The sequence below is a fragment of the Gordonia sp. NPDC127522 genome, assembly GCF_042672305.1.
GTDB lineage: Bacteria > Actinomycetota > Actinomycetes > Mycobacteriales > Mycobacteriaceae > Gordonia > Gordonia hongkongensis.
Genome location: NZ_JBHXVK010000007.1, coordinates 59,673 through 74,701, shown reverse-complemented (window position 1 = coordinate 74,701; position 15,029 = coordinate 59,673). Strand labels below are relative to the sequence as shown.

The 15,029-nt window shown below is 64.6% G+C and carries 12 protein-coding genes; 5 read left to right on the top strand and 7 right to left on the bottom strand.

Annotated elements, in window-relative coordinates:
• Positions 1–149: 149 nt before the first annotated feature.
• Both ACFVHY_RS14120 and ACFVHY_RS14115 read right to left on the bottom strand, forming a co-directional pair.
• On the bottom strand, positions 150–785 hold the full coding sequence (locus ACFVHY_RS14120) for an alpha/beta hydrolase (protein WP_390272719.1): 636 nt from the start codon (positions 783–785) through the stop codon (positions 150–152).
• 107 nt (positions 786–892) lie between these two features.
• A complete protein-coding gene (locus tag ACFVHY_RS14115) occupies positions 893–1,885 on the bottom strand; it encodes a helix-turn-helix domain-containing protein (protein WP_390272716.1) in 993 nt (330 codons plus the stop codon).
• 193 nt (positions 1,886–2,078) lie between these two features.
• On the opposite strand from ACFVHY_RS14115, the gene ACFVHY_RS14110 reads away from it, so the two are divergent.
• From ACFVHY_RS14110 to ACFVHY_RS14095, 4 genes are read left to right on the top strand one after another with little or no spacing between them, the layout of a single operon-like run.
• Complete coding sequence (locus tag ACFVHY_RS14110) at positions 2,079–3,182, top strand: zinc-binding dehydrogenase (protein ID WP_390272713.1); 1,104 nt, start codon at positions 2,079–2,081, stop codon at positions 3,180–3,182.
• Complete coding sequence (locus ACFVHY_RS14105; protein ID WP_390272711.1) at positions 3,179–3,916, top strand: SDR family NAD(P)-dependent oxidoreductase; 738 nt, start codon at positions 3,179–3,181, stop codon at positions 3,914–3,916. Before ACFVHY_RS14110 ends, ACFVHY_RS14105 begins: the two co-directional genes overlap by 4 nt.
• Before the next feature lie 40 nt (positions 3,917–3,956).
• Positions 3,957–5,189: an acyl-CoA dehydrogenase family protein gene (locus tag ACFVHY_RS14100; protein ID WP_390272709.1), complete on the top strand. Its 1,233-nt coding sequence runs from the start codon at positions 3,957–3,959 to the stop codon at positions 5,187–5,189.
• Between the two features lie 35 nt (positions 5,190–5,224).
• On the top strand, positions 5,225–6,181 hold the full coding sequence (locus ACFVHY_RS14095) for a VOC family protein (RefSeq protein ID WP_390272706.1): 957 nt from the start codon (positions 5,225–5,227) through the stop codon (positions 6,179–6,181).
• Positions 6,182–6,772: 591 nt separating this feature from the next.
• Here ACFVHY_RS14095 and ACFVHY_RS14090 read toward each other — a convergent pair.
• The 5 genes from ACFVHY_RS14090 to ACFVHY_RS14070 form a co-directional block, all read right to left on the bottom strand.
• Entirely contained in the window at positions 6,773–8,023 is a 1,251-nt protein-coding gene (locus ACFVHY_RS14090) for an acyl-CoA dehydrogenase family protein (RefSeq protein ID WP_390272703.1), read from the bottom strand.
• Positions 8,024–8,588: 565 nt separating this feature from the next.
• Positions 8,589–9,878 (bottom strand): MFS transporter, encoded by a 1,290-nt coding sequence (locus tag ACFVHY_RS14085; protein WP_390272701.1) that lies wholly within the window; start codon positions 9,876–9,878, stop codon positions 8,589–8,591.
• Between the two features lie 62 nt (positions 9,879–9,940).
• On the bottom strand, positions 9,941–11,038 hold the full coding sequence (locus ACFVHY_RS14080; protein ID WP_390272699.1) for a zinc-binding dehydrogenase: 1,098 nt from the start codon (positions 11,036–11,038) through the stop codon (positions 9,941–9,943).
• A 655-nt stretch (positions 11,039–11,693) separates the two neighbouring features.
• Positions 11,694–12,338, bottom strand: a complete 645-nt coding sequence (locus tag ACFVHY_RS14075; protein ID WP_390272696.1) for a GntR family transcriptional regulator — start codon at positions 12,336–12,338, stop codon at positions 11,694–11,696.
• A 101-nt stretch (positions 12,339–12,439) separates the two neighbouring features.
• Positions 12,440–13,363, bottom strand: a complete 924-nt coding sequence (locus ACFVHY_RS14070) for a LysR family transcriptional regulator (protein ID WP_390272693.1) — start codon at positions 13,361–13,363, stop codon at positions 12,440–12,442.
• A gap of 163 nt (positions 13,364–13,526) precedes the next feature.
• On the opposite strand from ACFVHY_RS14070, the gene ACFVHY_RS14065 reads away from it, so the two are divergent.
• Complete coding sequence (locus tag ACFVHY_RS14065) at positions 13,527–15,011, top strand: NAD-dependent succinate-semialdehyde dehydrogenase (RefSeq protein WP_390272691.1); 1,485 nt, start codon at positions 13,527–13,529, stop codon at positions 15,009–15,011.
• Positions 15,012–15,029 lie beyond the last annotated feature (18 nt).

Below are 15,029 nucleotides of genomic sequence, written 5' to 3'. Positions count from 1 at the left end.
CGTCGAACATGTCGACCAGGTCATACTTCGAGAACGAAACCTGTTGTTCGGGAGCGTGACTCGAAGATCATCATGCGGCCGTCGCCAGTAGACACGTCAACCGGGGCCATCTCACCGAAGTGGTGTGGGGCCGGGTGATGAAGGCGACGTCACGCGAGGCGGGCCAGCAGCGTGCGTCCGGCGTCGATCGCCTCTTCGGTGATGATGTGCTCGTCGCCCGGTGCCACCAGGACATCGACGTCGCTGCCGGCCACACGCAGCGCATCCGCGGTCTCACGGACCCGATGGGCCGGAACGAACGGGTCGTTCTCGATGCTCCGCATCACCGTCGGCACACCGGTGAGCGAGCGAGGGATGGGGTCGACCCGGCCGGGCCCGATGAACCCGCCTGTGTACAGGATGAGGCCGCCAATCGGCCGCGGCCGAGTCAAACAGTGGTGGGCCAGGAGGCATGCTCCTTGCGAAAACCCCCATAAGACAACACGATCTGTCTGAAATCCATGTGCGAGGAGATCGTCGATCCGCGCATCGACGGCGTCGAGTGCGTAACCCAGAGCCGGTTGGTTCTCGTGGATGGGTTCCAGGAACGGTTTGGGGTACCAGGTGTTCTCCCACGCCCTCGGCGCGAAGAAGCGTGCGTGAGATACGTCGAGGCGGTCCGCCTGCTCACGCATGAAGTCGGGGGTCTGGGTGCGGCCATGTACCGCGAGGACAGCCAGCGTCGAGTCGCCGTCCCCACCCCATTCGAACACGGCGCCATCGAGGTGGGGATTGGTCGAGTGCACAGTCGGGCCTCCTGGGGAACGGTAGAGACATCTCTCGAGAAGGCTATCGGGTAGTCGCAACCCGACGATGCCGGATCTGCGCACTGGGTATGCGGATTCGCGCAGCCTCACGCGTCCGGTCGGGCCCCTTGGCGGAACGCCGCCGGCGTCACCCCGAACCTGTCCTTGAACAGATTGCCGAAGTGCGACGGATTGGTGAACCCGCATTGAAATGCGATCGCCGCGACCGGTGTGTCGAGTCGCCTGACATCCGACAGCTCCTTGCGCGCCATCTCCAACCGACGCGACCGTATCCGCTCCGCGGCGGTCTGACCGGTGCCGCGAAAGAGGTTGTGTACGTGACGGACCGACACGAAGTGTCGCTGCGCGAGCTGCTTCACATCCAGTTCTGGATCGTGGAGGTTGTCCTCGATGTAGGCGAACATCTGGTCTCGCAGAACGACCGCCGGGTCGGCTTCCACCTGGCTCTCACCGACCTCGTTCAGGACGAGCGTGATCACCAGGTCGACTGCGCTTCGGAGTGCCCGGGCCTGCTGCCTCTCGGTCAGACGCGGGAGCGAGTCGTTGAGTGACACCAGCAGCGAAGACACTGTCGAGGTCAGACCGCGATCGGGCCCCAGCACCTTGGCCTGGACATGGCGGAGGTAGTCGCGCGGTATGTCGAAACTGCTCGGCGGCAGAGTGAGACACAAACTGCGGTAGTCGTCACCACTGGACACCACGCCGATCTGGTCCGCACCGTAGAAGCCCATGTCGCCGGGTTCGAAGACGCACGTCCGGCCGTCGACCTCCATGATCGCGCGGCCGCTCAACTGCACTGACAGCATGTGCAACTGAGCGTCGGACCCGTGACTCGATGGCTCGTGGACAGCCTTGTGCTCGCCGGTGCTCAGATCGCACAGACCGATACCGCCGGCCACGTGTGCTCGAAGCCTGCCGTGAAACCCCGAACTGGCCGTCGTGGCAATGTCGAAACGAGTGGTCAACGCCGTGATGGCGGGTGCCCACTCGTCAACACCGAGATCTTTGTCCCCACTCCACAGCCGCGAGCCGTCGCGGATGCGGACTGCGGTAGAGGCGTCATTCCGTTTGGTGGCCATTCACACGCTTCGTTCTTCCCGCTGTGGCGCAAACCGGCGGCGTTCGCTTCCACAACATTGCTGTGCACTCATCCGGGATGGCAGTGAGCGCCATCACGAATACCGTCGAGTGTGACACGGAAGCCCAGGTGCTGTCACTCACCCGCTGAGCTACCGGATGAACGGATCGTCGATCAATCCCTGAAGGAGAGCCATGAGGGCTGCAGTCGTCCCCGACACCGGTCGACTCGAAGTCGCGACCGTATCGCTCCGCGCGATCCAAGCCGACGAGGTCTTGGTCCGGCTCGATGCAGCCGCCATGTGCATCACCGACACGCTGAGCCTCGACGGCAGCGGTTTGACACCGTTTCCGCTGATCCCCGGCCACAGTGCCACCGGGCTGGTCGTGGAGGCCGGCTCGGGCACCGAGCGAGTGAGCGTCGGCGACCGGGTCGTGATCGTCGGATCCGTCCAGTGCCGGAGGTGCTACTACTGCTCCCACGGATCTCCTGGCGCCTGCGAGCAGATCTACGGAGGGATGAATCGCGAGATCGGCGTCGACCGCGATGGCAACACGATCCACGCCGACGGCGGTGTCGCCACACTCGCCGAGGCGATGATCTATCGCGAGAGCAATGTTGTCGTCGTGGACAGCTCCGCTGACCCGCGCCACCTGGCGATGCTCGGCTGCGGGATCGTGTCCGGTCTCGGCGCAGTCCTCGACGTTGCACAGATGGAACCCGGGGACTCCGTCACCGTCGTCGGGTGCGGTCACCTCGGACTGTGGATGATCCAGGCCGCCCGGCTCGTCGGCGCCGGTCAGATCATAGCTGTCGAACCGATCGAAGAGCGGCGCATGCTCGCCGCCCGGTTCGGCGCCACCGACCTCGTCGACCCTGCTGACGGTGACCCCGTCGAGGCAGTTCGGGCTCTGACCGAGGGGCGCGGGACGGATGTGGCACTGGAAGCCGCCGGCCGCACCGCGGCGATGGAGCAGGCCTTCGCCATGACGCGGGGTGGCGGCACCATGGTCCCCACCGGTATGGAGAGCCCGACCGCCACGGTGACCCTGCACGGATACGAGTTCGCCATCGGCTCCAAACGGATCCTCAGCTCGCAGACCGGTGGCGGCGACATCATCGACATGATCCCGCGTTTTGCTCGGCTGATGGACGACGGGCGTCTCGACCCCGCCGCGATGGTCACCGACGTCTACGACCTCGACGATATCGCCACCGCATTCGAGGATTTGCGAAATCGCAAGGGCATCACCGGAATCGTGCGTCTGAACGCACCCGAATCAGGGGAACTCACATGAGCAGGTTCGACGGCAAGGTAGCGATCGTCACAGGCGCCGCACGCGGAATCGGCCGCGCGACCGCGCAGCGTCTCGCCGACGAGGGTGCGTTCGTCATCGCCACTGACATCGACGACGCCGATGCGGAACTGATGGTCAAGGAGCTACGCCGGCCACACGGACGTGGTTCTTTCCGCCGACTCGACGTCGCCGACGAGAGCTCCTGGAACCAGGTGGTCGAGGGGGTACTCGCAGAGCACGAACGCATCGACGCCCTGGTGAACAACGCTGGTATCGGTGATCTGCGAACCATCGAAGACAGCACCAGGGTCACTTACGATCACGTGATCTCCATCCTGCAGACCGGGGTGTTTCTCGGTATGAAGGCTGCGGGCCCGGCTCTCAAAGAGTCTCGGGGAGCCGTCGTCAACGTCAGCTCGATGTTCGGTTTCGTTGGCGCGGACAATGTTTCGCCGGCCTATCACGCGGCCAAGGGTGCGGTGCGCAGCATGACCAGGGGCACCGCGGTCGCGTGGGCTCCCGACGGTGTCCGGGTCAACTCGGTGTACCCGGGTTTCATCGACACAGCGATGCTCGGCGGCGCGGAGGATTCCGTCTTCGCGCCGATGATCCCGATGGCGCGTGTCGGGCGACCCGCCGAGGTGGCCGCGACCATCGCGTTCCTGGCCAGCGAGGATGCGTCGTATGTCACGGGAGCCGAAGTCTCCTGCGACGGAGGATATGTCGCGCAGTAGGCGCCGCTCCCGATCGGTTCCCAGAAGAAAGAAGGTCATCATGCCCGTTCCACCCGCGGACTTCCCCCAGGTCGCGCCCCCGGCCGACCTGACGTTCGTCGAAGCGCTCGCCGCCGTCCGGGAGCTCGCTCCGAAGATCCTCGAGCAGGCCCCGGAAACCGAGGCCCGTACCTACTACTCCGAGGAACTCCACCTCGATTTCATGCGCGCCGGTCTGTACAACATGCTGCGCCCCAGAACCTTCGGGGGTTATGAGTTCTCGTTCGAGGACTACCTCAAGATCATCCGCGAGCTCGCCCGTGCCGACATGAGCACCGCGTGGTGTTTCTGCCTGGCCTCGGCCCACGTGCTGTGGATGGCATCGTGGTGGTCCGACGAAGCCCAGCGCGACTTCTTCGCAACACCGCACACGGCTGCGAGCGGCACGTCGGCTCCCGGCGGCACGATGCGCAAGGTGGACGGCGGCTGGATCGTCAACGGTGTGTTCCCCTATGCCTCGGGCGGCCCCTACGCGACCCACTTCCTCGGGCACGTGTTCCCCATTTCCGAGAACGGCGAGCAGGGACGACTCACCGCGTTCATCGCACCGCGCTCGATCTGGAATGTTCGCGATGACTGGGGGAACACACTGGGCCTCAGAGGCTCTGGCTCTCATACCGTGGAGATCTCCGGCGGCTTCATCCCGGATTCCCATGTCCTCGAGGGGCGAGCGATCACGGACATGGAGGTCGGCAGCGGTACGCCCGGGTTCGCTCTGCATCGAAATCCGATGTACAACGGTCGGTGCCTGTCGACCTTCACCCTCGAACTCGCCACCCTCGGTGTCGGCGGTGCCCTCGGGGCGCTTGACACCTACGAGGGTCTGATAACCACCAAGCGGACGGCGCTACCACCGATCACACTCCGTTCGGAGAACCCCACTTATCAACTGTGGTATGCCGACGCTGTCACTCAGTTGGAAGCCGCTGAGGCATTGCTCGACGCAGCAGCCCGGAAGTATCTGGATCTGGCGACGAGAGCCGCGAAGGGAAATGGTTCCTTTTCCTTCTTGGACGACGTCGGTGTCGGCCGACTGGCCTTCGCGGGTCAGCAGACCGCGTGGCGAGTCCTCGAAGGCATCCTCATGAAGGCTTCGGGTTCCGGTGTGATGGTCAACGGCTCACGGATGGAACGTATCTGGCGAGATTTCAGCATGTTGCACAGTCATCAGAACACCATCGTGCAAGACATCACCGCACCGGCGTACGCCGCCGGCCTGCTCACCACTCCCTGACTCAGATGAGTTTCACCCCACGAAAGGAATGAATCATGGCCTTTGTCGAAGGCTCCCACCACGTCACCCTGTCTGTTGCGGGCGCGCAGGAAGACGTCGACTTCCACGTCAAGACACTCGGCATGCGCTTCATCAAGCGCACCGTGCTGTTCGACGGCTCGATCCCGATCTACCACCTGTACTACTCCAACGCCAACGGTGACCCCTCCAGCGTGGTCACGACGTTCCCCTGGGCGCAGCAAGGACAATTCGGCAAGCCGGGCACCAACCAGGCACGCGAAGTTCTGCTCTCGGTTCCCACCGGATCGCTCGACTACTGGCAGAAGCGTCTCACCGAGCACGGGGTCCAGGACGTCGAGAACATCGAGGTCTTCGGACAGCGGAGACTGGCGTTCCGCCACCCTTCGGGAATCGAGTACGTGTTCGTGACCAATGACAACGACGGTCGCGAGGGTTACACCGGAAACGGCGTACCACAGGAATTCGCGGTGCACGGTATCCACGGCGTCGGTATCCATGTGACGACCCCTGAGCGTATGGTCGACTTCGCGACCGACGTCTTCTACTCACAGGGTGACATCACCGAAGACGGCGATCGCGCCGCTTTCCAGGTCGGCAACGACAAGATCGGTAACCACATCGAGCTCATCGGCAACCGCACCGATGACCAGGGCACATGGACTTACGGGGCCGGCACCTACCACCACTTCGCTTGGAACGCTTCGACTCTGGAGAACCAGGATGAGCTGAAGTTCGAGATCGAGGGCCGTGGTTACACCGACATCTCCGAGCTCAAGGACCGCAAGTACTTCAAGTCGGTCTACGTCCGTTCGCCTGGTGGGGCGCTCTTCGAGATCGCCGTGACCCACGCCGACGGCGGTTGGGATTGCGACGAGTCGCCGCAGGAACTCGGTACCCGGTTCCAGGTTCCGTCGCAGTTCGAGGCGCGCCGCGAGGAGATCTTCTCGAAGCTGGAGCCGATCGAGGACTGATCAGATGAGTATGGGGACCAACCGAGAGCTCTCGGTTGGTCCCCATACTCGTTCAGGCCCTCGAGTCGTAGCCTCCCGAACCCGCCGGTCGAACGACTGGGAGCCTTCGCCGGAAACCGCTCGTACGCGGAGATTTCTGAGTCTCCCCGGTTTGAGTGGACACCGAGATGGTGGGACCCGGAGTTCTGCTGGAAGGATGTTCACATGCCCAGAGTTCGCCGGTCGTTCACGCCTGTTCGCTCCGAACGGCTTCGCGATGGTGCCGCCGACGACGCGCACGGCGCCGCCGGGCCGAGAGCTCTCCGCCGTACAACCATGCGCGCCGGCACGGCTCGCTGGGGATGATCTCGCCTATCGGCTTTGAGGTCAGATCGCACAGAAGTCAGCATCCAAGCTGACGGTGTCCACTTGTGCAGGGGAACCTCATTCGGCGTTCGCGTCGCTGAGGGCGTTGACCATTGCTCGAGATCGATCGTCAGGGGGTGCTGGATGGGCCGCGCATTCCGGGCGTCCTCGAGTGTCGTGGCGTTGAAGATCGTGGCCCTTCGTAGCAGCAGCCGGCGTCGTTCAGAAGAAGTGCCGGGTGCGACATCAGAAGGTGAGTGGCAAGCCGAAGTGGTACCGTGCGGCCGAGCCGTAGGTGACGTCCCACTGTGCCGCGATGTGCGTCTTGTACATCGCGACGTCTCGATAGTACTTCTCCATCGCCGAGCCCTTCTTGGCCGATGAGCTGCCGGCCGTGGTGAAGGCGAGTTCGACCGCCTCATTTGCCATTCGGGCCGCCTGCTGTACCACTGCGCGAAGGCGGGCGTCGTCCTCGGTGGTGAAGTCCCGGCCGGTCTCCTTCCAGAGGCGGCCGAGCTCGACGTACTGCCGGATGCCCGCCATGTACATCGCTTCGGCGCCATCGGTGAGTGCGAGCAACTGGCCGAACCAACGGTGGTACTCCGGAGCCTCGGTGCGCGGAATGCGGGGCGGGAAGCTGGCGGCTCGGTTCTTCATCAGTTCCTCGAACTCATCGAGGGCGGCCCATGCAGCTCCGATCTGGGTGGCCACGAGTTCTGCGTTGAAGTACAACATCGACCGGCCGAGATAGAGCGGGTTGCCGTGCAGCTGATATCCGACAGTGCCCTCGGTCCCCAGCACATGCTCCCGCACGTCGTAATCGGCGGTGAGATGTGAGGGTACGAACGCATCATTGATCTCCACGGAGTTGGAGCTCGATGCCCGCATCCCGATCGTGCGGTCACCGCCCCAATCGTCGAGGATCGCGTACGACTCGCGCGGGAGCACGAACATTTTCATACCGAGCCCGTTGCCACTGTCGTCGACCGCGGGGGCCACCACCAGTACGTGTGTCGACCACATCGATCCCGAGCAGTAATCCCAGCGCCCGGACAACCGGAAGCCGCCGTCCGCGGTGGTCGCCTTACCCGACGGGACGGTACGCCCCGGTGCGATGAACGGACCGTTGCCGAACAATTCGTTCTGGCCCTCTTCGGAGAAGAAGGAGCCGACGTGGAAAGAGTGGCCCGCACCGAGAATGAACGACCATCCGACACCGGGGTCGCCGCGGGAGATCTCCACTCCGATCCGAAAGAAGTCGTCCAATTCGAGCTCGAGCCCGCCGAATCGCTTCGGCATCAGAGCATGATAAAAACCGGCGTCGTAGAGCTCACGGTGGACTTCCTCGGAGTAGCCGCCGAGTTGCTCGTGTTCGGCCTGCATCTTGCGGAGCTTCGGGCGCATTTCTCGCGCGATGCGGAGCAGGTGATCAGCCGCTTCGCGATTCGAGCATTCCGCGGGCGCGATCGGCGATCGGGGGTACAGGCTGTCGGTCATGGAGCCCTCCTCGGTTATTTCGTCATACGATAGTACATTTGATCCCGTACGTCACCCTTCGCACGATCGAGTCGTCGTTGCGCTGCGGCGCGTACGGTACGGTGCGCGGGGGCGTGCGAGTCGTAGCCGATACGGCTGCCATCGCGAGCGCGATGCCCACATCGGTGATGCCCGCACGCATGAACCACGGTGGCAGTTGACCGGCGGCGGAAGGTCGGGCGCTCCTTCGACGGCGAGTACTGCCGTCATCGGCAAGGCGCCTATGACGAAGTTGTTGGTGGACAATGCGATTGGCCCGGAACTGGTCACCGAGAGGTGCGCATTTCCGGCGAGCTGCACCGACACCGGGAGGCCGGTCACCACAAACGGGTGTCAGCGGGTCGACGGCGCATCATCGCCGGGTGCGTTCTCAGCCGCATGTCGAGGTGCCCGGCATCCCGCACGGAATCCACCCGGTGGTTATCTGTATGCGCTATGCAGCGCAACGATGTGCATGCGCATCGGACGGCATCGTCGGCGATGCAGAGTATTTCGGCGAGATCGAAGGCGCCGCGGGAACTGGTGCTCAGTTCTGCACAGCGGGCGTCCGCCGAACCGGCTCGACGATCGCCGGGTTCCGTTTGCGATCGGCGAGGAGTCGGAACGTGCACAAGGCGGAGATCCCCAATGCCACAACGAGGTAACCCATGACAGAGTAGATCGATTCCGTCTCGCGGACGAGTAGCGTTGCCACCAGCAGGCTGATCGCGCTACCGGCTACGTTCCCGACCTGGAAGCCCAGTGACATTCCGGTGTAGCGGACGTCGGCGGTGAACGCACCTGCGAAGAGGGAACCCTGGGCGCCGTAACCGAGCGAGAAGAAGATACTCATGGAGACCAGGTAACCGAGCACCATGAACCCGAAGTCGCCACTGGTCACCGACGAGAGCAGCAGGATGGAGCCGAACGTACAGCCGACGACGCTCACGCTCATGACGATCCGCAGCCCGTACCTGTCGACCAGGTATCCCGCCAAGGGAGTGGTGAGCAACTGAGCGGCGTTCGCGATGAGAATCGCGGTCAGCATCTCCGACCGCGTGAAACCGACGGCGTCGCTCGTGCCGTAGCTGACGAGATAGTTGATGGCGATCAGCGAGAGGCTGCCGAACCCGAGGAATGCTCCGGCGACGAGTAGGATGCTCTTCCAACTGGTCTTGAATACGCGCTTGATCGGCGCGGACGCGAGTTCGCCTGCTTCCTTGACTTTTTCGAAGTCCAACGACTCGGCAACACCGGCGCGGATGACCAGACCGACTATCACCAGCAACGCACTGGCCACGAACGGTATCCGCCAACCCCAGGAGTAGAGGTCGTCGTCAGGCATCTGGGCGACGGCGAGAAAGGCGATGTTGCCGAGCAGGATGCCGGCCGGCGGGCCGGTCTGCGGAAGAGCGGCGAACAATCCACGGCGTGATGCCGGTGCCGATTCGAAGGCGATGAGGATCGCGCCGCCCCATTCACCGCCGAAGGCGAATCCCTGCGCGAAGCGCAGGAGGGTCAGGAGGAGTGGTGCCGCCACGCCGATGCTGGCGTAACCCGGGAGCAGTCCGATCGCGACGGTTACCACGCCCATCAGCACCAGCGACAACACCAGCATCCGCTTGCGGCCGATCCGGTCTCCGTAGTGACCGAAGAAGATGCCGCCCAGGGGGCGCGCGATGAAGCCGATCGCGAAAGTACCGAGCGCCAGGATGGTTCCGATGAACGGGTCGTTGCCGGTGAAGAACACCTCCGGAAACACAAGAGCCGCGGCCAATCCGTAGATGGCGAAGTCGTAGTATTCGACCGTGGTGCCGACGAAGCTGGCGAGCCCCACTCGGGTCGGGGACGCCGGGGGTGGTGATTTCGTTGTCAAGGTGACCGTCTCTTCCGTGTGGGCTAGCGGGAGTTGCCGAAGACGAGGAGCCCGCTCAGGTCGCGAAGTGCGCGTGAGGCATCCATGGCCTCGTTGACCTGTTCGAGCGGGTAGCGGTTGGTGATGATCGGCGCTGCGTCGATGGCCCCACTCTCCAGGAGACCGACGTAGCGCGGGATGTCGCGTCGCATCCGGACATTGCCGTTCTGCGTACTCATGATGGTGCGGCCCTGGACGGCCACCGATGTCTGGAGCAGATTGATCGTGGTGCCGAGTTCCTTCACTCCGCTGAAGACCACGGTGCCCGCACGCCGGGCCAACATCACCGACAGTTCCTGGGCATCGGCCGGGCCTGCCGCTTCAAGCGAGTGATCGCTGCCTCGCCCACCGGTCATCGATCGGACGACCTCGAGGGCGTCCTCGGTCTGTGGGTCGATCGCCCGGGTGGCACCCAGCTCCAGAGCGAGTTCGCGACGACCCTGGTGCCGTTCGATCGCGAAGATCTGGCCTGCCCCAGCGACTTTGGCCGCCTGGATCGCCCAGAGGCCGAGATGTCCACAGCCGACCACCGAGACGGTCTCCCCAGGTTGGACCTGCGCGGAATTGAAGACCATACCGAGGCCGGTCGTGATGCCGCATCCCAGGAGTGAGAGAACCTCCGAGGGCAGGTCGGTGTCGAGTTCGAAGACCTGATTCTGCGAGACGTTCATGAGTTCGGCGTAACCACCCACGTTGCCGGACGCGCGTATGTTGTTCCCCTCTGCGTCCATCGCGACGACCGGGTACCCGTCGGGGTTGTCGAAGAGTTCGGAGCACTGATCCGGACGGCCGACCGCGCAGTAGTAGCACCGCCCGCATTCCGGGGTTCCCGGCACCAGCACGCGCTGACCGACCGACACCGAGTCGACGCCGGGACCGGTCTCGATCACCTCGCCGATCGAAGCGTGGCCCAAGATGACGGGCGGTACCTTGCCGAACTTGCCGGCCCAGTTCGTGCAGTCGGTCGAACAGAACGGAGTCGCGTGCGTTTTCACCAGCACGCGGCCGGGCGCAGGGGGCAGGTAGTCCAGCTCCTCGACCACGAACGGTTGCGCCAGAGTGCGCAGGATCGCTGCCTTCATCGTGCGGTCACCTCATGGGCTCCTCTCGGGAATGTGTCGAGCAGGAAGTGAGGGACGACGGCGCCTCGCACCTGTGTGCTCCGGGTCACGGTAAGAATGTATGACAGTATTATGATCGGTTCAAGTCCTCGGGGCTCTGTCGCACGCGGGTGCAACGTTCGGGACGAGCTCGTCGGCGGTGAGCGCCGGTGCTCCCGGGCTGCCGTCCCGGATGGGATCTGGCTGAGTGCGGCACCTGGAAGGGATGGGCAGATCCCATGCCAGACAACCTGATCCGGAAACACTGCCGCGCTGTCGAGTGGCCGTGGGCGTCAGGGGACCCGGGGCACCACGATGATCCGAGCACGACCTCGCGATACGCGGCCGGAGTGCAACCGACAGCGGGCTGCAACAGATGGCCGAGATGCGAGACGTGCGAGGCCCTGCTGAATCCCCACCGCGCCGCTATCCCGGCAGGGGTACCGACTCCTGGGCGGGATTCACCAGGTCCTTCCGGGCCCCGCGATCTGCTCGGCGTCTGCCATGGGAGACGGCACCTCCGTGGTGCCCTGAAAGATGTTGTGTACGTGCCTGGTGGATACGTGCGCGGCGCCGAGCGGTTCACCTCGAGCGAACATCGCCCAGTCTTCGAGAACTACGCCAAGGCCATTCGAGGTCAGTCGGAGATGGTGCGCAGCGCTTCGAGCGCGTTCTCGGCCGAATGTCGCAGATGCGCGTCGTAGAGCCGCTCGGCCTCGTCGGCGTCTCCGGCGCGCGCCGCTTCGACGACGCCGCGGAGTTCGATGATGGTGCCGCTGTGGTCGCCCGGCATGCCTTGGGCGCGCAGCACTCTCAACCGTGCTTGGAGATTGTCGACCAATTGCTGAAGGGCGGGGCTTTTCGCGCCATCGACCAGTACGGTGTAGTAGTCGTCTTTGGCTCGAAGTATTTCCATCGGATCGTCGCTGCCATCCGCTATCTCGGCGAACTCCTCGGCAGCCGCCGCCAATCGGATGATCTGGGACTTGGCGGCGCGGTCGACGAACCGGCGCACGACGAGACCCTCGAGACGAATCCTCGCCTCGTACAACTCCTCGGCTTCCTCGATCGACGGCGAGCTGACCATCGCGCCCTTCTGTGGCACCACGGTGACCAGTCCTTCTGAGGTGAGTTCGCGGAGTGCCTCCCGAACCGTTGTACGAGACACCCCCAGTCGCTCGATGAGTTCCCGCTCGACGAGTCGCTGCCCGGGGGCCAGTTCGAAGTTCAGAATGGCCTCACGAAGTGCGTCGATCACCTGTTCGCGCAGCGGAGCAGCCACCCTGCCCACCGGACCGGCGGACCAATTCGTCGATGCTGGCCTGGCGATGGACATGCGTTCCCCTGAGATTCGACAACCGGCGAGTGCTCTGTCATACGAGTTTACAATCCTGCGGTCCAGCCGGTCGTATCGGCGCCGGGCTGAGTGGTTCCGAATCGCTCGTAGACGAACGTCGCAAGCCGATGGGCCACCTCCGCGAGTGTTCGCTCGCCCAGGTGATGCACGTCCCAGAATGCTGACAGGGAGATCGAGAGACGGGTCGGGCCGGAGTCGATGGCCACCGGGTAGAGCTCGAACCGCGGGTCGTCGCTGACGACGGCCACCCCTCGCCCGGCCGCCGCCAGAGCCTGGGCAATCGTGCCGTTGGCCGCTTCGGTCGACCCGCCGAGGTGTCGACCCGCCAGACGAAGGGCCGTGTCGAAGACCTGTCGCGACGAGTACCCGGGCGGTAGGAGGATCAGATGCTCCGTCAGCAGCTCGTCGAATGTGATGCTCGTGAGTCCCGTCCATCGATGAGTCGGCGCGACGTACGCCCAGACCGGTAGGGGACTGAACTGCACGGAGGTGAACTCCCGGCCGGGCACCTCGGTCGTGATCACCAGATCACCGCGGATCGCCATCTCGTGGGCCGACATACCGTCGGAGGCCATGACGTCCACGGTGGGGTGGTCGTCGACGCCCGACAAGGTGGCGACGTATGGCGCCACCACATCGGTGAGGGTGACCGCCGGTGCGACGATGGTCATCCGCCGCAGACCACCCGATGCATGAAACTCGGCTGCGGCGACGAGTTCCTCTGCCTGGCGCGCCAGAGCACGCGCCGACGGCAACAGTGACCGTCCGGTCGGCGTCAGGGTGAGCCGATTGTGATCCCGTTCGAACAGGGCGACACCGAGGTCGGCCTCCAGTTGGCGAATCTGCCGGGAGACCGACGGCTGTGCGACATGTACGCGTCGCGCGGCGGCCGTCACCGAACCGGTGTCGGCGATTGCGAGGAAGTAGCTGATGTGCCGCAACTCCACCATGCCTCCTAGGCATCAAAAAGATCGCATACAGATCTTGGACAGGATAGCTCCTGTTCGGAGAGAGTTAGAGTCCCTCAACACTCGGCCGGACACTCCCGAGCGCGTCGGCCGCCGTTGGGCCGAAGCCCGATCCGGCGGAACCACACGGCAGAACAGGAACCGAATGACGACCTCCGTCTCGCACGGCCTCAAGACTTCCATCCCGTCGGTGCCGCATGACGTACCGACCGGTCTGTGGATCGGCGGCCGATCGGTACCGGCCTCGGACGGCGGCACCTTCGGCGTCCTCGACCCGGCCACCGAGACAGTGCTCGCCCAGGTCGCGGACGCCACACCCGCTGACGCCGAATCGGCACTCGACCAGGCGGCGGCGGTCGCCGACGAGTGGGCCGCCACCGCACCCCGTGCGCGTAGCGAGATCCTGCACGACACTTTCCGTGTCGTCTCCGAACGGGTCGACGAGCTTGCCATGTTGATGACGATGGAACTCGGTCGTGCACTGCCGGACAGCCTCGCCGAGGCCAGGTACGGAGCGGAATTCCTCCGCTGGTTCGCCGAGGAAGCCGTCCGGATCGAGGGACGGATCACCGAGTCGCCGTCCGGAAACGGCCGTATCCTGGTGACCCACCAGCCTCTCGGTGCGTGCCTGGCCATCACGCCGTGGAACTTCCCCCTGGCGATGGGCACTCGGAAGATCGCCCCCGCTCTCGCCGCCGGCAACGTCATGGTCGTCAAGCCGGCGCGCGAGACACCACTGACCATGCTGGCCTTGGCATCAGTGTTCGCCGAGGCAGGTCTGCCGCCGGGCGTGCTGTCGGTGCTGCCGACGTCCAGAGCCCGAGAGGTGTCAACCGCCCTCATCGAGGACGAGCGCATCCGCAAGATCAGCTTCACCGGTTCGACCCCGGTGGGACGCGCACTCATCGGCCAGTCCGCCGAGCGTGTCCAACGCACGTCGATGGAGCTGGGTGGCAACGCGCCTTTCATCGTGTTCGCCGATGCCGATCTCGGCGCCGCGGTCGACGGCGCGGTCGCGGCGAAGATGCGCAACGGCGGTGAAGCGTGCACCGCCGCCAATCGCTTCCTCGTCCACGACTCGGTGGCTGCCGAGTTCACCGACAAACTCGTCGAGCGCCTGCGGGTCCTGCGATCGGGGCCGGGCTACGAGGCGTCGACCACACTCGGTCCACTCGTGAGCCGCGCCCAGCGAGACAGCGTCGCGGACTTCGTCGTTCGCGCCGTGAACGCCGGAGGCCGGGTGCGCCTGGGCGGGGAGGTCCCCGAGGGTGTCGGCTTCTACTACCCCGCCACGGTCGTCGACAACGTTCCCGCCGACGCTGACATCACTCGAGAAGAGATCTTCGGGCCTGTCGCCGTCATCAGCACGTTCGACACCGAGGAACAGGGCATCACGGCAGCCAATGCCACCGAATACGGACTCGCCGCCTACTTCTACAGCCGTGACCTGGATCGGTGCATGCGCGTCGCGGAGAAGCTCGACGTCGGCATGGTCGGGGTCAATCGCGGAGTCATCTCCGACGTCGCGGCGCCGTTCGGCGGGGTGAAGCAGTCGGGTCTGGGTCGCGAGGGTGGCCGTGAGGGCATCCACGAGTACCTGACGACGAAGTACGTCGCCCTCAGCGGGTAGGAACCCTGTTCCGGAACG